The following is an 18,280-nucleotide window of genomic DNA, read 5'->3' on the forward strand; positions in this document are numbered from 1 at the left end:
GATGGACCCCGGGTGGGTCCGGACGAGGGGAAAACGTTGAAACTGCGAACCACACGCGTGTTTACCGGATCGATGCTGACTGCCGCTGCACTGACTGCCGCATTGCTCTCCGGGGGGACTGCACAGGCCGATCCCGCATATCCGGCACCGGACCCGGACCCGTTCTATTCGCAAGCAGCGGCCGAGGGGACCGCCGGCACGCCGATCTCCGTGCGCCGGGCCCCTGACCTGATGACCTTTCCCGGCGTCGCGATCTGGCAGGTCAGTTACAGGTCCACGAACTCCGAGAACAAGCCTATTGCCGCGGTCAGCACGATCCTGGTCCCGCCGAATCAAGCACAAGACGGCCCGTTGCTCTCGTATCAGCACATCGTCAATGCACTCGGTACGGGATGTGCGCCGTCTCGCGCGCTTTACGCATCGGATCCCAACATCGTCATCCGTGAAGCGCCCATCCTCAACGTCGCGCTGCAACGTGGATGGACCATTGCCCTTCCCGACCATCTCGGACCCAACAGTGCGTACGGCGCCGCGCGCCTGGGCGGACAGATCACGCTCGACGGTATCCGCGCCGTTCAGAAAGTCCCCGAATTGCGTAGTGGCGCCAGCCCTGTCGGTATTGCCGGCTACTCCGGCGGCGGCATGGCCACCGCGTGGGCGGCCGCACTGGCCCCGAGCTACGCACCCGAGGTCAACCTTGTCGGTGTAGCCGAGGGCGGCGTCCCGATGAATCTGTCCAAGATGGCAAACGGCCTCGGACAGGATCCGCACCCGGCATTCGGCCTCGCCTTCGCCGCAGCCATGGGCCTCGAACGCGAGTATCCCGACCTACTGCCGCTGAGCAACCAACTCAACGACCTCGGACGGTCGATGCGGGCCGAACTCACCAACGCGTGCACCAACGACATCCTCAGGGTCGGTGCCGGGCGCAGTGCCTCTCAGGTGTCGACGTCGACATCCTTGCTGTCCAGCCCTGAAGTGCGAAAGGTGATGGACGACAACAGCGTCGAACTCTATCCGGGTGTGCCGACTGCCCCGGTGTTCGAATGGCACACGCCCGACGACGTTCTAATCCCCATCGATTCGGTGGTCAACACGATTTCGCGGTACTGCGCCGCCGGAGCCACGATTCAATCCCAACTGTTCCCCAGCCCGGACCACCTCACCACTGCGGTCCTCGGTCTGCCCACCGCATTCGAGTACCTACAGGACCGATTCGACGGAGTGCCGGCCCCGCGTTCGTGCTGAATGTCTCCGGAGTGACGTATCGAGCAGGCGCGGCACATGGCCAACTCGGTGTGCCCGTGGCATCGTTGATCGTATGAGCGACACGGATGACACCGGCGCGGCCGGCAATGGCGATTACAGTCTCGATCCCGACGACCAGCTTCAACCTGAAGACACTCTGATCGATCGAGGCGTCGACGACATTCTCGACGAGGGAATCTCACCACCGGAACGCCCACTGGGACTTGATGCCCACGGGTTGACCGGCAGCGAGGAATCAGCGGGGGAGACCCTCGACGAGCGCCTGGCCGAAGAAGAACCCGATCCGTACGCGTCGCTCGGAGATCCTTTGAAGGATCCCGCCGATGCCGACGAATTCGAACGGGAAGAAGAATTCCCGAACGGTGACGAAGTGGGTAACCGTCGGGTCGGGCGTCTCGTTGCCGAAGACGAGGGCAGATACGAGGACGAGGAAAGTGAACTCATTGCCGGAGACGTCGGAATCGACGGCGGCGCAGCGTCGGCAGAGGAAGCCGCGATGCATCTGATCGACGATTCAGAGGACTGAACGACCGCCTGACTGTTGTGGCTGTTGTAGCTGTTGATCGGTGAGAACGATGGAGTGGACGTGATTTCCACCCATTCTCTTGCTTTCGTACATCGCCGAATCGGCGAGGCGATGTAGATCGTGAACGCCACTTTCTGCTGCTTGTACGTCCGGCCAGGCGCCGTTGTGGATGGCTATGCCGATGCTTGTCGTCGAGATTGGTTCGCCTGTAGGGGAGTTCATGATGGGCGCGATCCGGGCCAGTAGATCGCCGACGTACGGCAACGGCATCATCTGAACGACGACGAACTCGTCACCGCCGATGCGCGCTATCGCCGCGTCCGATCTGGCCCAGTCGTGTAGTCGATAGGCCGTGCGCAGTATGACTCGGTCGCCGACGTCGTGACCGTAGGTGTCGTTGAAGTGTTTGAAATTGTCGATGTCGATCACCACCACCAGCAAAGACTGGTTGAGGCTGGATTTCGCTTGCAGTAGTTCGGAAGTCCGCCGTGCGAGTCCGCGCCGATTCAGCAGGTCCGTCAACGGATCGAGTTCTGAGCTTTGAGCGTCGTTGCTCAGTAGCGCCAGAGCAATCTGCGTGACCACCGGTATGACAGTGATGACAGGAATGGCAAAGGCAATGCGCCCCAGGACGTCTGGAAGGCCAGAAGGTACATCGGTGAACACGCCGATGCTGGCAACAACGATGACCGCCCCGGAAAACAGCAGGTGCCACAGCTGAGTTCGAAGATTGTGAAAGAAGGCTATGTACGAGCCGACGAGCCCGAAGACGAGACATCCGAGCAATCTCTGATCCGGATTCGCCTCAGCCAGCACGATCACCGCAACGGCGAAGTCCCCGGCAACGACGAAGAAATACGACCTTTCACGGGTGGTCGCTACGACAGGCAGGGCAATTCCGCCGATCATCACAAGCACTGCGACGACGACGTCCAACGGAAATCCGATGGTCTGTACCGAATGAGTGCCCAGTCGCTTCAGCAGAATCGTGATACCCAGGAGGAAAACCAATACGCCGATGCCTATCCGAGTCGGCATCAGAATTCCGTTGTCGCGCAAGAATCGCGTGAATCGGTCAAACTGGTCTGGCACTGCGAGCCAGCGATGCACGACCTTGGGTGTGTCGCTCATCGCGGCCACTGACCATGAGAAGCGGCCGGTCGAATACAACACATGCGGCGATAGTAGTCCGTGGCGATGACAATGGAACTGAACTCGCCTCCAGCCTGTCGACCATAATACGTCACAGTGACGAATTGAGGTGGGGTAGCCGGAAGTCGGTGAGACGTGTTTATCGGCATCAATCCACATCAGAGCACTTATTGGTCGTTCCTGACGTCCAGGTCGCGCGGCGTAGCCGCAGTCGCCGGCGAGGCCAGGCGGTGATCGGTACCAATTCAGCCGGCGACCGCGGAGTCGCAATGGTCGAGTCGTGCAAGCCGGTCGCAGATCTAGGACGGAAACGCAGGAAAGCCGGCAAATGTACCGGCAGACAGACATAGGTGGGCGGAAACAAGGAAGGTTGCACGAACCAGGCGTGAGCCGGATATCGCCAGGTCGAGAATTTGCCGATAATCTACATTATGTCAAGTAAAGGATATTCGAACGTCCCCCGTCAGCTTGTCCGCTAGCTTTACCCACATGGATTCCGTTGCACTCGTCCTCGGTTCACCACGTGGCCGTCGCTTCTGTGCGAACGTCGGTTACGCATGCCAGCAGAAATGTCCGAGCTCGAGATTCTGCACTGTCTTGCGTATGCCGTAGATTTTGCACGCTACTGGGAGCCGCCGGACGAAGAAGACCTGATCTTCGTCCGGCCGGATGTCGCAGCGGCGCTGCGACCGGTTGCCGAAGCACTACTCGACTCCCCACACACTGCCTGGTGGACCGAGCCGATCGACCGTCTGAACCAGAATCTGGTTGAAAAGCGAAACCCTATTTACGGCTGGTCGGACCTACCCTTGCGGATTTACCGTGCAGAGGACGGCCTCGAACAGTGGCGTGCTGAGGCACTCGACAACGAACGTCAGTTTCTGGAATACCAGATCGAAGATCCGGACCGTCACATCGGAGGCGAATGGTGGTCTATCCCGTTTGCCAACGGTACAACCGAAACAACCAGGGCCCGCGACGGTATCGGGGCGCTCGGGGTGTTTCTCGAAGAAGACAGCTCCTCGAACGAGGCGCGGGTGCAGCCGGTAAGGATCTACGGCGCGCCCCGGATCTACGAGATCACCGGTCCGCAGGACTGGGCGAATCTGGTCGATACCTATCCCCTGCCAGTGCCCGCTTCACGTCGCTCCGTGTGGTACGACACGACCGGTGAATACCGTGACTGGTTCATTCCGGACTGGGTTTCGGTCGCTGCAGATTACGACGCCGTGCACCTGACCATGATGGCTTATCTGACCACGCCAGGCATCGCGATCCCGTTGTCGGCCAACGCGGGGGCCACCGTGCTCGCCGGGTGGGATCCGGACGCCACCTTCTGGCTACGTAGCAACAACATCACCGTTGACGACGACCCGACGGGCTGACGTTCGGCTACACCGAGTTGAGCAGGTGCGGCCGCACTGCCAGCCACCGCGCGGTGTCCTCGATCCCCTGTTCCAGGGTGAATGTCGGAACCCACCCGAGTAGTCGCAACGCACGATCGTTCGACGCATAAGCGCCGGCAGTGTCACCGGTGCGTCGGCCGGCAGCGACCACGTCGATATCTTCGCCGAGCACGTTCTCGAATGTGTGTACCAGCTCCCACACCGTCGTCCCCCGCCCGCTGCCCAGATTGACCACAGTCATGCGTGATGAATCAGCGGTGACCCGGTCGAACCTTTCGAGTGCTCGAACATGAGCGTCTGCAAGGTCCCAGACATGAACGTAATCACGCACTCCGGATCCGTCGCGCGTCGGCCAATCCGTTCCCGTAACCCTGAAAGGCGTTCCTGTCGAATATGATTCGAACAGCTTTCCGAGTGCGTGGGTCGGGCGTGCCGATGGTGTACCACTTCGCAGATCCGGATCTGCCCCGACCGGGTTGAAGTAGCGTAGAGATATCGCCGATAATTCAGTGGCCGCCGCAATGTCGTCGAGCATCGTTTCGAACTGAGCCTTGCTGTGCGCATAGGGACTCTGCGGTGCGATCCCCCAACGTTCGTCGACACACCCACCGTCGCTCGGCGCATACACCGCCGCAGAGGAACTGAACAAGAAGCGCTCACACCCGTTCCGAAGGACACTCGATACCAGCGTCAGCGACTTGGATACGTTGTTCTCGTAGTACCGCGCCGGGCTACTCACGGAATCTCCGACCACGATCAAGGCCGCACAGTGAACTGTCGCATCGATATCGGAATGATCTGCGAATACCTTGTCGAGCAGTTTCTCGTCCGCGATGTCGCCGCAGTAGAACGGGAATCTGTGCGCAAATTCGGCGCGGCCGGTCAGCAGGTTGTCGAGAATCACGACATCGATCCCGGCGTCGACGCACTTCGACGCTACGGTGCTTCCGATGAATCCCGCTCCGCCCGTGATCAGTACTTTCACGCCGCTCCCCCGGCATCTTCGACGGCAGTCCTCGCACGACGGACGAAGTGGGACACGCGTGAGCGCGCCAAGTCCCATCCACGTAGGTCGCGCCCGTCCCGGATGGAAAGCCGATCACGGTCGAGAAAGAGCGGCACCATGACCAGATCGCGGTAGAGCGAGTGCAGGCGTGGGCGATCCGCCAACCACAGCGTCCATCGCCACCACCAATGCGCCGGGAAGGTCGTCATTCCGGTACTGACGCCGAAGATCGATTCCACCGCCGCCCAGTGGACGTTCACCGCCCGACGGACATCGCGTGGCAACTGGCGTCTGGAGAGCGTCACAGCGAGTTCCGGTTCGGAAGTGAGCAGGTACCCCACGTCGAAGACACTGTTCAACGACAAATCGGCTCGAATCAAGGCCCGATCGGCAAGCCGCGCGTGAGCGATGACGTGCAGCGTCACGTCGGCCATCGCAAGGCGGGATCCTTCCGCCTCCGAGCTGATTCCTCGGACCGCGGCCTCCCGGGTCAGCGCGTGACGGGCGAACCTCGGAAGTAAGTGCGAATGGATTTCGACGGAGCCATGACGGTCGTCGCGAAGGAGTGCCGGTTCCTGGTGATCGTCGTGATCGATGGAGTCGGAGTCCACTTCGTCGGGGCGGACCATTCGGTAGCCGAAATCGAGGATCGCGTCGTTGGCCGGAACGGCATGTGCAGGGTCGACGACCAAAAGGTCGATGTCCGTCATCCGTCGAGCTGCCGGGTTCGGCCAGATTCTTCGCTCGAGAAGGGCGGCACCCTTCAGTGCAACCGTCGGAAAGCCGTTGCTGTGTAACAACTCTTGCAGTTCCACTCGTTGCGCGTCGAGGTCCGAGATCCTTATGGTGTTTCGGTGATGGACAAGGCTCAGCGTCAATTCCGGACTCGATGCGGTGGCCGAGGATTCCGACAGCATTTCCGCGAAGCTCGCAGGTAGGACCGATGCGAAGCCGGCCTCGACCGCTCGGGAGGCGAGCAATGGCAATACCTTGTGCCTTACAGCGGCGTCGATGACTCTGGGCCAATCCTGCTGCGAACACAAGCGGATGACGTCGGCCCCACACTCGGGTTTCAACATGGAAATCAGGTACCGGGTGTCACGCATGACGCCACCAGTTCCTCCACGGTGTCGGCGCCGGTATCGCCGTGATGTCGAATCAGTCTGTAGCACGGGGCATTCGAGAGTAGAGCAGCGATGTTTCTCAGGGTCACTCCGTGATTGTCGGACCACAGTGCGGATTGCCCGGCCAGCGACTGTATCGCTTGGGATACGGGCATCGGAGCGAGTCGAGTCGGCGCCTCGTCCCATCCATCGAGGATCAGCACCAGATCGATTCCGCGAACCGCCGAGCTGACGTTTCGTTCAGCAGGCAAGGTTGACGGGTCCAACGCCCACACCGGCGGGGCGTACGGAAGATACAGCGAATCGTGCGCTTTGATCTCCGGGAGGACGTCGAACGTACCGGCTTTGAGGTGAACCCGCCGTGGTAAGCCCACAGCTTCGGTACCACGAATGAAGACGCCTTCGTCAGCACGCAGTTGTGCACCCCGCAGGGCAAGGGCGAGCGCCAAGGTGGTCTTGCCCGCCCCGGAATGCCCGGCGATCGCCACTCTCACACCGTTGCAGTCGACCAGAGCGGCGTGCAGGCGTGTCCACTGTCGGGCGTGCGCGGCCGTCATGACATCCCGGTGCACCGTGCGGTACACGCTCTCCGCGAGCTGGAGACCGTCCAGACCGATCAGCGTTTCAAGGCTGCCGCCGATGGTCGATTCGATGGTGACGTCCCAGCGACCGAATGTCGCTCGATTCCGCTGAATCCGAACTTCGACGTTGTTGTCCGCAGGCCACGGGCTGGCAATCCGATGCTCGACGACACCGACCTCGGGTATGCGGAAACCGCGCACAATCGCGTCAACCCAAAGGTAGTGCGCCCGGAATTGTGGTACGTGGTTGCCTGTCACGGAATTCTCACACCAGCAGACGAGAGGTGCTCAGCTGTCCGTACGTCTCGTTGACTACCGACTTCGCCTCGTCGTCAGGGATCTCGAGCACTTCTGCCACGGCCTGGACAATTTCGCTGACGGTCCGGCCGTCACACAGTTCCCACACCAACGTCGCGACCGGGTTGAGGTGATGGGCAACCTCGCTGGAGCTGTCGTACAGCACAACACCGTCGGTGAGATCGTTGCTCTCCACCGTCTGAGAGCGTTGCGGTCTCACACCTTCGAGTAGTTCGGTCAAGATATCTCCTTGATTCAGCGAATCCGATTTCGTTTCGGTGGTGGTCTCACAGTGCGAAGCGTCGTGAGTATTCGGATTCGATTGCGCCCGAACGAATCAGGCTGCGTGTGGAGGCGATGCCGGGCGACAGCGTCAGGCACGTGAGCGCTCCCCCGGCACTCGCATCCACCAGGTAGTCGCCCAGAGTTCGGTAGTGACCCGCCCATTGTCCGAATGCTTCGGGATCTGACTCCGGATCCGCAATCTCGTCGAGAATTCGCTCGAAGGCGCGCGAATGTACGAGAACGGCGTGGACTCCACGGTTCTCAGGACTGGTGCGCAAGAGTGCCGAACCGTCGAGCAGAGCTCCGTCCCTCGATTTCGGGTCGTGTCCGAGGTGGACGACATCCCAATCGCCGTGATCCAACTCTTCGCGGGCATGGCCAAGGATCGATGCGGCGGCATCCAGCAAACTGACGTCGTCAGCAGCGATGAGGACCGAATCCCAGCCCTTCTCAGTCGCCCGAGCGAGCGCACGACGCCACGAGACGGCAAAGGCCGCGTCCTGATTCATCGCGTCCTCGAAAGCCGACACTCTTTCCACCGCTGTTACGCGCGGTAAGCGAATGAATCTATGCCAGGATGCTTTCCATCTGTCGATGTCAAGATCGAGATTCACGACGGCAACACCGAGGTCCGACTCAGAATCCTCGACAACGGGGTTGGGTTCTCCCCCTACGCGGACAGGCGACAGTGGGCGATCGAGCACAACGTCGACTGCGCCTCGCTCGAGCAGATAAGCCGCCAGTGAGAAGTCGGACGGCACGGGTCCGTTGATCCTTCGTGAGAGTTCGTCTCGCAAAGTTCCGTATGTCGCCGCGCGAACAATCAGTGCAACTCCGACCAGATCTTCGCCGTGTGCGTGGATGACAGCCGTATCGGCCTCGGCCGGGAGGTCGTCGACGATGTTCCGTAGCTTGTACATAACCGCGGGTTCGATCACGCGAGCCTCGTCCAGAAAAACTACCGATTTCCAGGCCAACAGAATGGCCTTGTCGATTCCGGCGACGAACGCAGACGCAGTCCTCCACACATCCGGAGCGTCGTCCTGCGACGGAATGGCACGGTGAACGGTCAGTTCGATCGACTCGGCCTCCGCCAGGCATGAACGCCACGGAGCGACTCGGCCGTCGTCGCCGAGAACGATCACTCCACCAAAGGCCAACTCGGGTTTCTGGACGCTCAGCTCCGCACGGAGACGGATCTCGGGATACGAATCACCGAGGTATTCGGAGAACTGACGATGGAGTGAATCGATGTCCCAACCGACCTCAGTCCAACCGAGCAGGTAGTTGTGAACACGATCTTCCCAGTTTATTCGATATGGGACGCCTGCCGGGCGCTCGAACCGATGGTGCCAGCCGAAAGCCGGAAGGCAGACGACCTTGCCGCCGTTGATCCGGAACTTCTCGTGGATGTACCCCTCTTCACCTCCGAATCCGGTGAAGTGCGAGTTCAATCCCGGCCACGCCTCACGCCTGCAGGCAAATGAGCCGAGGCCCTGCATGACGATCTCGAAAGGCACGTCCGGGTGTTGCTTCGCTCGCGGATCAACTCCCCACGAGCCGAACATCCCGTTGCGCCACTTGGGGTCCATGTGGGTGGCCGCGATGTGCGAGGAATCCTGGGAGAGCATCGGTCCCTGGATCAAATCGTCGGTTTCCGGGTCCGCATCGAAATACGCCAGCAACGCCGACAACGATCCCGGTGCCAAGATCACGTGAGAGTCGAGGACAAGGACATACTTTCCGGTGGCCTTGCGGAACAGGACGTCCCGCACCGCAGTCGATCGAACGTCGGTGAACGGGATGTAGCGGAACCGATCGATGTAACCGGCAAACGATTCGAGCATCGGCGCCGGCAACCCCTCGGGGTTGTTGTCCAACAAGACGAATTCGACTCTGTCCAGAACCTCGCGATGATGGACCAAGATCGAGTGGATCGTGAAGTACGCGCCGTCGAAATCGTCGTAGGTCGCGATCGCGACAGTCAGATCGGCCGGTTCTCCGTGTGGCGGAGTCTCCTTCACCTGAACTGACCCCGCGCTCTGAAACTTCTTCAGCGCGCGGTGTAGCGCGACGTCGAACTCTGTCATCGTCGGTGTTCCCCCTCGGAACCAGTCGCGTCGTGTCGGCTACGTAGGTTCCGTGGGATTTGTCGGCTGGGTCGGAGGGGTCGGGAAGGTCGGCTCGGTGCGAGTGGTCGGCACCGTCGGTACGGTTGGCACAGTCGGGACGGTCGGCTCCGTCGGCGCTGTCGGCCCGGTGGGTTTGGCGGTCGTCGTTCCACCCGAACCTGACGAGCTACCGGTTGATCCGGAACCTGTGGAACTTCCGGACGGTCCCGAACTCCCGGAACTACCCGAACTTCCTGACGATCCCGAACTTCCCGATGATCCGGGATTGCCCGGCTCGTTTCCGCCCGGCTGATTCCCTCCCGGAGTATTACCACCGGGTTGATTCCCGCCTGGTTGCTCGCCGCCTGGTTGATTCGGATTCTGCTGGCCACGACTTGGCGCTCCGGAAAGATTCGGCGTGTCACCGGCTGCGAAGGCCGGCGCCGCACCACCGAGGCTGATCGACGTCACGACTGGCACAGTTACCGCCGAGGCCGCTAGAACTGTCTTGACGAACTTGCGTCGATCAACTGGAACATTCTGAAAAGCGTCGCCGCCCATAGCGTTTCTCCCATGCGTCCGAGACGAGGTCGTCCTCACTCGATGTCGGGCAAAACGCTAGCATCCTTCTGGCAACTTTACAGACTGAACGCGCCGATATTTGACGGTTATGCGAATTTGAGTCCGGACTGGGCCGACTGTTCGGACAAACGTACGGCGATCTCCTCCTGTTCAGGGGACTCGTTTGTCCCGGTCGACAACCGTCAACCGACCGGCATCTCCCACGGCGCCACCGGAAGAGTGCTTCCGGTTTCGAGGTAGGACTTCAGGTTCGACAACACCGCCGACCATCCACCGGCCACCTCCATGCGAGCCGATTCGTCCGCCAAATCGGTGTGCTTGACGGTCAGTCGCACGATCGCGCCGAAGGCTTCGATGTCGAAACTCACCCGAGAGATGTCGACGCCCGGTTCGCCGTTCGGATCAGCCCAGGTGGTGACCAACCTCGACGGAGGGTTGCTCTCGACTACGGTGCCGACTACATCGGCAATGTTCGAACCGTCGATCCGGCGGTGCTCCCAGGTCGATCCCGGCTGCCAGTCGGAGACGTTGCTGTGTCCCCAATACTCTGCGGTGGCCTGTGCGTCGGTGAGCGCTTTCCAGACGTTGTCCGCCGTGCTCGCAATGTAGGTGACGTACACAAAACTGGGCTTGTCGGTCATGGCTTCCTCCGCGATTTTTTTGACGGTACTGAGCGCACGAAGGCGCGGTACCTCGAACTTGTTGATCCACCGCTCTCGAATCTCCTCGAGCGCAACGGGATTGAGATAGTGAAGCTTCGCCCTCCCCTGTCGGACCGTGCTGATCAGATTGGCGTCCTCGAGCATGGTGAGGTGTTGAGTGACAGCTTGCCGACTCATGTCGAGGCTGTCGCACAGCTCGCCGAGCGACTGACCGTTGGCTACGAACAAGCGGTCCAGGAGAAGCCTTCGTGTGGGATCGGCCAGTGCTTTGAAGGCTGCATTCATCCGGTCGTTCACAACTTCACAATATGCAAGCATTTACTTGCATGTCAACGGTTGGGCGTGCCGGGTTTCGAAAGTTGGGACAGATGAGGTGTGATGTCTCTAGGCAGATGTGATCTGAATCCCGGATTACACCGTAAGAGAGGTTGGGCACATGGACTGGGCAGCAATTGGAGTGGGTGTCGGGTATGCCTCGGTGGCCCTGTCGATCCTGGTTTTCGTCGGCGGGTGCATCGCACTGTTCATCTTGTCCGTCCGCCAGTAGCTGACACCTCGACAAAGTGGTGATCACCCCGGGGTCCGGCCAAGCCGATCACCTCGGGAGTGATCACCCTCGAGGCCGCTTGATCGATTCGGACACACCGGCGCGCGTCGGACTGCTCGCAGAGAAGCTCGGCCGCGGTGGGACTACCGTAGGACTGTCGCCTAAAACTCGAGGAGTACGGAATGAGCATCCAGTCGGTTGAACCGCACCGCCACCGCGTAGTGGTGATCGGTTCCGGCTTCGGAGGATTGTTCGGCACTCAGGCTCTCAAAAAAGCCGATGCCGACATCACGATGATCGCGCGTACAACCCACCATCTGTTTCAGCCGCTCCTCTATCAGGTTGCGACCGGCATCCTCTCGGTCGGTGACATCGCTCCCGCCACGAGACTGGTGCTGCGCAAGCAGAAGAACGCACAGGTACTGCTCGGTGAGGTCGAGACCATTGATCTCGAGAATCAGACCGTGACCTCGCGCCTGCTCGAACGCGTCACTGTTACGCCGTTCGACAGTCTGATCGTGGCAGCCGGTGCCGGTCAGTCGTACTTCGGCAACGACCAGTTCGCGGAGTTCGCCCCCGGAATGAAAACGATCGACGACGCCCTCGAACTGCGCGGACGAATCCTTGGGGCCTTCGAACAGGCCGAACTGTCGGACGATCCCGCCGAGCGTGCGCGCTTGCTCACCTTCGTCGTTGTCGGCGCCGGCCCCACCGGCGTGGAGTTGGCCGGGCAGATCGCCGAGCTTTCCCGTCGAACGCTGGACGGCGCGTTCCGCAAGATCGATCCTCGTGAAGCACGCGTCGTGCTCCTCGACGGCGCCCCTGCCGTGTTGCCCGTGTACGGCGGGAAGCTCAGCCGCAAGGCTGCCGAGACGCTCGAGAAGCTCGGCGTCGAGATCCAGCTCGACGCGATGGTCACCGACGTGGACAACGACGGTCTGATCATCAAGGAGAAGGACGGCACGCTTCGCCGTATCGAGTCGCAGTGCAAGGTGTGGTCCGCCGGCGTGCAGGCCAGCCCCCTCGGCAAGCAGCTCGCAGAACAGAGCGGCGGAGAAACCGACCGCGCCGGCCGCGTCATGGTCAATCCCGACTTGTCTCTGCCCGGGCACCCCAACGTCTTTGTCATCGGCGACATGATGTCGCTCGACAAGCTGCCCGGATTGGCTCAGGTTGCCATGCAGGGTGGCAAGTACGCGGCCAAGCAGATCAAAGCGTCACTGGACGGCAAGTCCCCGTCGGAACGAGTTCCGTTCAAGTACTTCGACAAGGGCAGTATGGCAACGATCTCGCGCTTCAGCGCGGTAGCCAAGGTGGGCAAGCTCGAGATCAGCGGCTTCATCGGGTGGGTTGCCTGGCTGGCAATTCACCTCCTCTACCTCGTCGGATTCCGTTCCCGTGCCTCGACGCTGTTGTCATGGGCGGTGACGTTCTTCGGGCGTGGCCGTGCTCAGATGGCGTCCACCGAGCAGCAGGTCTTCGCGCGAAACGCGATGGGCGAGTTGGAGAAGAAGAACAAGGAAGCGACGGAGTCCGGCAGCGCTTCGAATGGCGAAGCCAAGAAGGCTGCCGACAAGCAGCAGAAGGCCGCCGGCTGATCAACACCTGAGTGACCGGCGGAGGGCGGCTGTGGAGTTCAACTCCGCAGCCGCCCTCCGTCATTCGATCGACTGCCGCGTGGTCAGTTTCCGATCTTCGCCACCTCGGTGATGTTCGCGAGGCGAACCTGTCCCTTGGAAACGAGTCGGTCGTTCTCGTCGGTGATGCGAACTTCCCAGAGTTGCTGGGTGCGTCCGCGATGAATCGGGGTGGCTTCAGCGGTGAGAGTGCCCTCCCGCGTTGCGCGCAGGAAGTCGGTGTTGTTGTTGACTCCGACCACGTGTCCTCGCTCGCCCAGCCACACGGTGCCACCGACGCTGGCGAGAGACTCCACCACCGAGCAGTACACACCCCCGTGCTGTATCCCGGCGGGCTGGTGCAGCGTGGGCTTGACGGTCCATTGCGCCCGCACGCGATCTGGGCTCAGTTCGGTGTATTCCAGGCCGATGGTGGCGTCGAAGCCCGTTCCGAGCCGTTTCATCATCTCTGCGGTCTCAGCAGTGTCGACCATGCCATCTCCATCTGTGATTCTCTGGCGCCGGTGTGGCTGCCACTCCCTACCTGATTACACGAGAGGTAACTCGAGCTTGGAATCAGGTCTGGAAAAAGAACCGGCGGGTTTCACATCATTCGATGTGAAACCCGCCGTGGGAAGGACCGGGAGTCTCTGCAGCCCTCAGGACTCCGGCGCGGTCCGGCAGTTTCGTCACTCTCGCGGGGTGTAACTCTCCGCGTGGTGTTCCACAATCATAGGCAAGGCTGACCTAATTTAGCAAGCCCTTCGTCGAACTGGTTCCAACGAGGACGCAGCGAGACCTTGCGGCGTGCACGCACGGGCAGCCCTGCGGCGACAAAAGCGTCCAGCAGCCCCTGCCCGCGGCGCTGAGCGGCTGATTCGCCCCCGCCGGCCAAGATGGGGACATATGCCGCTGCGCCCAGGATCGACTCCCCTACCAAGCCCCAGAATCTGAACTGGTCGACGGGCGCACACCTGGAGACGGCGTCGTAAATCGCCCGTAGCGAGGTCAGGCAACGGTGCGCGGTCCAGACGAGGAGCGCTTCTTCGCACGGCATGTCGACGACGCCGTCACTGCCGGACTCCCGTCCGTTCGGCGCAACTCGCAGAGTTTCGTCGATCACCCCGGCCCAGTCGATACCGCCGTCGCTGTCCATGTGGATGAACAGGTTCTCGAGGCCTGGATCCCAAGCGGCACCTTCGGAGACGATCGATGCGGCAACCCTGCCGACCACAGCGTGAATCAGTGATGTTGCGACCTGTATCGCCGCAGCTTCGGCACTGTCGAGATCCTGGAGCGAGCGGGCGAACATCTGATGCACCCGATCCCCGCACAAGCCTTCACTCAACTGCCACCAACGCCGTTTGCCTTCACCTGACATGGCGGCAACCGCGTAGACGCGCGGGTAGTCAGGGTTGAGTGCTCGTAGGCGAACGCTGGTGCGGCTCAATGCGTTCGACCGGAGTTCGAATTCACGAACATCCGCATGCTGGGTGGTCAAGGTGATTGTCACCGTGCACTCCAATCGGCCGAAGTTGTCTTGTGGTTCTTAATGTAGGTTAGCCTCACCATAATTCAAGAGTAAAGAACTGTGACGCTGGGCACCGCATATTCACAGGAACTTGCCCCGCAGGGAGCACACCCACATAGGGTTCCGTAACCTAAGATGCGAATTCCCTGCGCACAAAGACCAGGAGCTCGAACCGCCAGTGACGATGATCAAACCGCTCGGGAACGGACATCCCCGAGGACCCAGCGAGACGTACGGACGGCGCATAGTGCCGCGCGGCCCGGCTCCTGTCCGAATGCGTGTTCTAGCTGGGATTTTCGACGCGGGGGTGTTCCTGCTTCCGTTGCTCGTCGGCTGGTACGTCGTTCAGTCGCTCCGAGACGAGAACGGTGGCGGCGAAGCCGACCGCGCAGTGTTCGGTGGGACGGCAATAGCCATTGCCGTTGGTCTCCTCGTGTGGAACCTGGGATTCCGCGAAGGTGCCACAGGCCGGACCTCGGGAAAGGGATGGGTAGGTCTGGTCACGCGTGACGCGAAGACAAAGCAGCCCATCGGTGTTCGCCGGGCTCTGCGCAGGCCGTTCGATCGAACCGGTATCGAGGTGGTCCGTGAAAGCACGGCGCGCGAAGAAGGGTTCGAGGAACTCGCGCGCGACAACAGCGTCGGGGCAACTCGTCGACGCCGGCTGATCGGTCTCGCGGTGCTCACGGTTCTTCTCGCGCTCGTCATGCTCGCGAGCATCGCGGTGGGCGCACGTCCGCTGACGTTTGCCGAGATCTTCCACGCCATCTTCAGTTCGGACGGCACCCAGACGGACATCATCGTGCGAACATTGCGCGCTCCGCGGACCATCCTGGGTCTTGTCGTCGGCATCGCACTCGGTATCGCCGGCGCCCTGATTCAGGGACACACGCGTAACCCGTTGGCAGATGCCGGACTACTCGGCCTCAACGCCGGCGCGGCTTTCTTCGTAGTCATGGCGATCTATCTCTTCGGCTTCACCGCCCCGAGTCAGTACCTCTGGTTCGCGTTTGCAGGATCGTTCGTCGCCAGCATCGTCGTCTTCGGCTTGTCCTCCATCGGAAACGGCGGCGCGAGTCCTCTGAGTTTGGCTCTGGCGGGCGCAGCCGTCGCGTTCTTCCTGCAAGCCATGACCAATGCCGTGATCATCCTCGACCAGACCAGTCTGGACGCCTACCGTTTCTGGGTAGTCGGGTCGGTGTCCGGTCGCGGGTTCGACGTTCTCTGGCAGGTCCTCCCCTTCCTGATACTCGGTTTGGTCATCGCCCTGGCGAGTACGCCTGGTCTCAATGTCCTCAGCCTGGGTGAAGACGTCGCAAAAGCGTTGGGAACGAACATCGCGTTCAGTCGCACACTCGGCATCATCGCGATCACCCTGCTGACCGGCGCCGCGACCGCAGCGTGTGGACCTATCGCGTTCATCGGATTGGTGGTCCCCCACGTGGCCCGGGCCATCACCGGACCCGACTACCGCTGGCTGGTCCCGTACGCGGGCTTGCTCGGTGCGGTCATGCTGATCACCGCGGACATCATCGGCCGCGTAGTCGTGCGCCCCGGCGAGTTGCAGGTCGGAATCATCCTGGCCCTGTTCGGCGCCCCGTTCTTCATCGCTCTCGTACGCCGCAGGAAGTTGGCAAGTCTGTGACGCTCAAGCAAGAACTCCGGGTACTCCCCCGGACCGTCCCCTCACGTAAGTCGATTCGTATCGGTGGATTCTCGCTGGTCTACCGTCCACTCGCGGTGTCGGTGTGCATTGCGCTCGCGGTCGCACTCTTCCTTCTGCTCTGCATCAACATCGGACGGGGCGACTATCCGATCTCGATCCCCGATGTCATTTCGGTCCTGCTCGGCAATGGCAGCAAGACACAGAACCTGATCGTCTTCGACCTTCGACTTCCTCGGTCGCTCACCGCGCTCTTCATCGGTATGGCACTCGGCATTGCCGGTGCGGTCACCCAGACGATCGCTCGCAACGCCCTCGCCAGCCCCGACATCCTCGGAATCACGGCTGGATCGAGTGCCGCCGCAGTGGCACTCATCGTACTCGGCGGGGGTGGCTCGTTCGTGGGACTGCTTGCCACACTGGGGATTCCGTTGGCTGCACTCTGCGGCGGCCTACTGACAGCAGTGGTGATCTACGCCTTGGCGTGGCGCAAGGGCGTCGAGGGGTTCCGCCTCATCCTGATCGGCATCGGCATCAACGCCATGCTCGTGGCAGCGACGGGATGGCTTCTCATCTCGGCGGACATCAACGATGCTTCCCGCGCACAGGTGTGGCTCAACGGTTCGCTCAACGGTGCCACCTGGAATCAGATGTGGCCGGTAGCCATCGCTGTCGCGGTAGTCGGCGGCTACGCGGTGATCGCTTCGTTCACCATGGGAGCGCTGCGGTTGGGCGACGACAACGCCACCTCTCTCGGTGTTCGCTTGCAATCATCGCAGGCCAAACTGTTGCTCTCCGCCGTGGCGCTGGCCGCCATCGCAACCGCCGCAGCAGGTCCGGTCGGCTTTGTCGCCCTGGCTGCGCCACAGGTCGCTATGCGTCTGGTGCGCTCTGCCGGCCCGCCCATCGTGGCGTCCGCGCTGACCGGTGCTGTACTGGTGGTCGGCAGCGACGTCATCGCTCGAACAATTCTGCCTGTGGAACTCCCCGTCGGAATCGTGACTTCCGCACTTGGTGGTCCGTTCCTGCTCTACCTGTTGGTTCGTAACAATCGGAAGGTCACAGCATGACCACCATCGCCCAGTCCACCGATACTCCTTCGCGTCTCGTCGCCAAGAACCTGACGCTCGGGTACGGGGACCGCATCATCGTCGACGGACTCGATCTCGAGATCCCCACCGGCGTGATCACGACGGTCATCGGCCCCAACGGTTGCGGCAAGTCGACGCTCCTGCGTGCGCTCGGTCGTCTGCTCAAGCCCAAGGGCGGATCGGTTGTCCTGGACGGCAAGGCGATCAGTTCGATGAAGACCAAGGAAGTCGCACGGGTGCTCGGAATGCTCCCCCAGACTCCGGTTGCGCCCGAAGGACTCACGGTCGCCGATCTGGTCTCACGTGGGCGCCACCCGCACCAGTCGTGGATCAGGCAGTGGTCCGCGGACGACGAGGGCGAGGTCGCCGAAGCGCTGGAGCTGACCGGTGTCTCGGATCTCGCCGATCGACCCGTCGATCAATTGTCCGGCGGTCAGCGCCAGCGAGCCTGGATCTCGATGGCTCTCGCCCAGGGAACCGACATTCTGCTTCTCGACGAACCGACTACCTATCTGGACCTCGCGCACTCGATGGAAGTCCTCGACCTGGTGGATCAACTCCACGAGGAAATGGGGCGCACCGTGGTGATGGTGCTGCACGACCTCAATCTCGCGGTCAGATACAGCGATCATCTGATCGTGATGCGCGACGGCGCCGTCGTCGCTTCTGGTGTCCCCAAGGACATCATTTCCGCGGAACTTCTGCTCGAGGTGTTCGGTCTCGAAGCTGCGGTCATCGACGATCCCGTCTCGGATCGGCCGCTGATCGTTCCGATCGGTACCCGGCACGTGTTCGGCGCCGTCGGCGGGCCGGCAAAGCCTGCGTGACGAT

17 protein-coding genes are annotated in these 18,280 nt (G+C 61.5%); 8 read left to right on the top strand and 9 right to left on the bottom strand.

What is annotated here, in order from left to right:
* The first annotated feature begins 72 nt into the window (after positions 1 to 72).
* Positions 73 to 1,248 (top strand): lipase family protein, encoded by a 1,176-nt coding sequence (locus ATN37_RS08810; RefSeq protein ID WP_054827626.1) that lies wholly within the window; start codon positions 73 to 75, stop codon positions 1,246 to 1,248.
* Between the two features lie 73 nt (positions 1,249 to 1,321).
* Positions 1,322 to 1,795, top strand: coding sequence for a DUF5709 domain-containing protein (locus ATN37_RS08815; RefSeq protein ID WP_003945009.1), 474 nt, complete (start codon positions 1,322 to 1,324; stop codon positions 1,793 to 1,795).
* Here the strand turns inward: ATN37_RS08815 and ATN37_RS08820 are convergent.
* Positions 1,784 to 2,833, bottom strand: a complete 1,050-nt coding sequence (locus ATN37_RS08820; RefSeq protein WP_256933197.1) for a diguanylate cyclase — start codon at positions 2,831 to 2,833, stop codon at positions 1,784 to 1,786. The genes ATN37_RS08815 and ATN37_RS08820 overlap by 12 nt on opposite strands.
* 671 nt (positions 2,834 to 3,504) lie before the next feature.
* Here ATN37_RS08820 and ATN37_RS08825 point away from each other — a divergent pair.
* Positions 3,505 to 4,332, top strand: coding sequence for a hypothetical protein (locus tag ATN37_RS08825; protein WP_256933198.1), 828 nt, complete (start codon positions 3,505 to 3,507; stop codon positions 4,330 to 4,332).
* A gap of 7 nt (positions 4,333 to 4,339) precedes the next feature.
* Here ATN37_RS08825 and galE read toward each other — a convergent pair whose 3' ends face one another.
* The 5 genes from galE to ATN37_RS08850 are packed head-to-tail and all read right to left on the bottom strand — an operon-like array spanning position 4,340 to position 9,736.
* Entirely contained in the window at positions 4,340 to 5,338 is a 999-nt protein-coding gene (galE, locus tag ATN37_RS08830) for a UDP-glucose 4-epimerase GalE (protein ID WP_054781624.1), read from the bottom strand.
* Positions 5,335 to 6,465, bottom strand: a complete 1,131-nt coding sequence (locus ATN37_RS08835; RefSeq protein WP_054781625.1) for a nucleotidyltransferase family protein — start codon at positions 6,463 to 6,465, stop codon at positions 5,335 to 5,337. Before ATN37_RS08835 ends, galE begins: the two co-directional genes overlap by 4 nt.
* Positions 6,444 to 7,322 (bottom strand): hypothetical protein, encoded by an 879-nt coding sequence (locus ATN37_RS08840; protein ID WP_230359874.1) that lies wholly within the window; start codon positions 7,320 to 7,322, stop codon positions 6,444 to 6,446. Before ATN37_RS08840 ends, ATN37_RS08835 begins: the two co-directional genes overlap by 22 nt.
* 7 nt (positions 7,323 to 7,329) lie before the next feature.
* Entirely contained in the window at positions 7,330 to 7,602 is a 273-nt protein-coding gene (locus tag ATN37_RS08845) for a PqqD family protein (RefSeq protein WP_007732082.1), read from the bottom strand.
* Positions 7,603 to 7,648: 46 nt separating this feature from the next.
* Positions 7,649 to 9,736, bottom strand: coding sequence for a glycosyltransferase (locus ATN37_RS08850; RefSeq protein WP_165639265.1), 2,088 nt, complete (start codon positions 9,734 to 9,736; stop codon positions 7,649 to 7,651).
* A gap of 52 nt (positions 9,737 to 9,788) precedes the next feature.
* Between ATN37_RS08850 and ATN37_RS08855 the strand changes: the two genes are divergently transcribed.
* Positions 9,789 to 10,070 (top strand): hypothetical protein, encoded by a 282-nt coding sequence (locus ATN37_RS08855; protein WP_042450929.1) that lies wholly within the window; start codon positions 9,789 to 9,791, stop codon positions 10,068 to 10,070.
* A 451-nt stretch (positions 10,071 to 10,521) separates the two neighbouring features.
* Here the strand turns inward: ATN37_RS08855 and ATN37_RS08860 are convergent, their stop codons facing one another.
* Positions 10,522 to 11,319, bottom strand: a complete 798-nt coding sequence (locus tag ATN37_RS08860; RefSeq protein WP_080726673.1) for a metalloregulator ArsR/SmtB family transcription factor — start codon at positions 11,317 to 11,319, stop codon at positions 10,522 to 10,524.
* A 411-nt stretch (positions 11,320 to 11,730) separates the two neighbouring features.
* Here ATN37_RS08860 and ATN37_RS08865 point away from each other — a divergent pair, with 411 nt between their 5' ends.
* Positions 11,731 to 13,146 (top strand): NAD(P)/FAD-dependent oxidoreductase, encoded by a 1,416-nt coding sequence (locus ATN37_RS08865; RefSeq protein ID WP_165639264.1) that lies wholly within the window; start codon positions 11,731 to 11,733, stop codon positions 13,144 to 13,146.
* 83 nt (positions 13,147 to 13,229) lie between these two features.
* On the opposite strand, the gene ATN37_RS08870 is transcribed toward ATN37_RS08865, so the two are convergent.
* Positions 13,230 to 13,658 carry a PaaI family thioesterase gene (locus tag ATN37_RS08870; RefSeq protein ID WP_003945020.1) on the bottom strand — a complete coding sequence of 143 codons (429 nt, stop codon included), beginning with the start codon at positions 13,656 to 13,658 and terminating at the stop codon, positions 13,230 to 13,232.
* Between the two features lie 236 nt (positions 13,659 to 13,894).
* Positions 13,895 to 14,677 carry a hypothetical protein gene (locus ATN37_RS08875; protein ID WP_003944809.1) on the bottom strand — a complete coding sequence of 261 codons (783 nt, stop codon included), beginning with the start codon at positions 14,675 to 14,677 and terminating at the stop codon, positions 13,895 to 13,897.
* A 202-nt stretch (positions 14,678 to 14,879) separates the two neighbouring features.
* On the opposite strand from ATN37_RS08875, the gene ATN37_RS08880 reads away from it, so the two are divergent.
* From ATN37_RS08880 to ATN37_RS08890, 3 genes are read left to right on the top strand one after another with little or no spacing between them, the layout of a single operon-like run.
* A complete protein-coding gene (locus ATN37_RS08880) occupies positions 14,880 to 16,340 on the top strand; it encodes an iron ABC transporter permease (protein ID WP_073512408.1) in 1,461 nt (486 codons plus the stop codon).
* Complete coding sequence (locus ATN37_RS08885) at positions 16,337 to 17,428, top strand: iron chelate uptake ABC transporter family permease subunit (RefSeq protein ID WP_003944960.1); 1,092 nt, start codon at positions 16,337 to 16,339, stop codon at positions 17,426 to 17,428. The genes ATN37_RS08880 and ATN37_RS08885 overlap by 4 nt, the downstream gene beginning before the upstream one ends.
* Positions 17,425 to 18,276 carry an ABC transporter ATP-binding protein gene (locus ATN37_RS08890; protein WP_003945031.1) on the top strand — a complete coding sequence of 284 codons (852 nt, stop codon included), beginning with the start codon at positions 17,425 to 17,427 and terminating at the stop codon, positions 18,274 to 18,276. The genes ATN37_RS08885 and ATN37_RS08890 overlap by 4 nt, the downstream gene beginning before the upstream one ends.
* Positions 18,277 to 18,280 lie beyond the last annotated feature (4 nt).

It is taken from the genome of Rhodococcus sp. MH15 (assembly GCF_019266045.1).
GTDB lineage: Bacteria > Actinomycetota > Actinomycetes > Mycobacteriales > Mycobacteriaceae > Rhodococcus_F > Rhodococcus_F qingshengii.

Coding starts and splice junctions, on each gene's coding strand:
- ATN37_RS08810 (WP_054827626.1), top strand. CDS start 73: ATGCTGACTGCCGCTGCACTGACTGCCGCATTGCTCTCCGGGGGGACT.
- ATN37_RS08815 (WP_003945009.1), top strand. CDS start 1,322: ATGAGCGACACGGATGACACCGGCGCGGCCGGCAATGGCGATTACAGT.
- ATN37_RS08820 (WP_256933197.1), bottom strand. CDS start 2,833: ATGCCGACTCGGATAGGCATCGGCGTATTGGTTTTCCTCCTGGGTATC.
- ATN37_RS08825 (WP_256933198.1), top strand. CDS start 3,505: ATGCCAGCAGAAATGTCCGAGCTCGAGATTCTGCACTGTCTTGCGTAT.
- ATN37_RS08835 (WP_054781625.1), bottom strand. CDS start 6,465: ATGCGTGACACCCGGTACCTGATTTCCATGTTGAAACCCGAGTGTGGG.
- ATN37_RS08850 (WP_165639265.1), bottom strand. CDS start 9,736: ATGACAGAGTTCGACGTCGCGCTACACCGCGCGCTGAAGAAGTTTCAG.
- ATN37_RS08860 (WP_080726673.1), bottom strand. CDS start 11,319: ATGCTTGCATATTGTGAAGTTGTGAACGACCGGATGAATGCAGCCTTC.
- ATN37_RS08865 (WP_165639264.1), top strand. CDS start 11,731: ATGAGCATCCAGTCGGTTGAACCGCACCGCCACCGCGTAGTGGTGATC.
- ATN37_RS08870 (WP_003945020.1), bottom strand. CDS start 13,658: ATGGTCGACACTGCTGAGACCGCAGAGATGATGAAACGGCTCGGAACG.
- ATN37_RS08880 (WP_073512408.1), top strand. CDS start 14,880: ATGATCAAACCGCTCGGGAACGGACATCCCCGAGGACCCAGCGAGACG.
- ATN37_RS08890 (WP_003945031.1), top strand. CDS start 17,425: ATGACCACCATCGCCCAGTCCACCGATACTCCTTCGCGTCTCGTCGCC.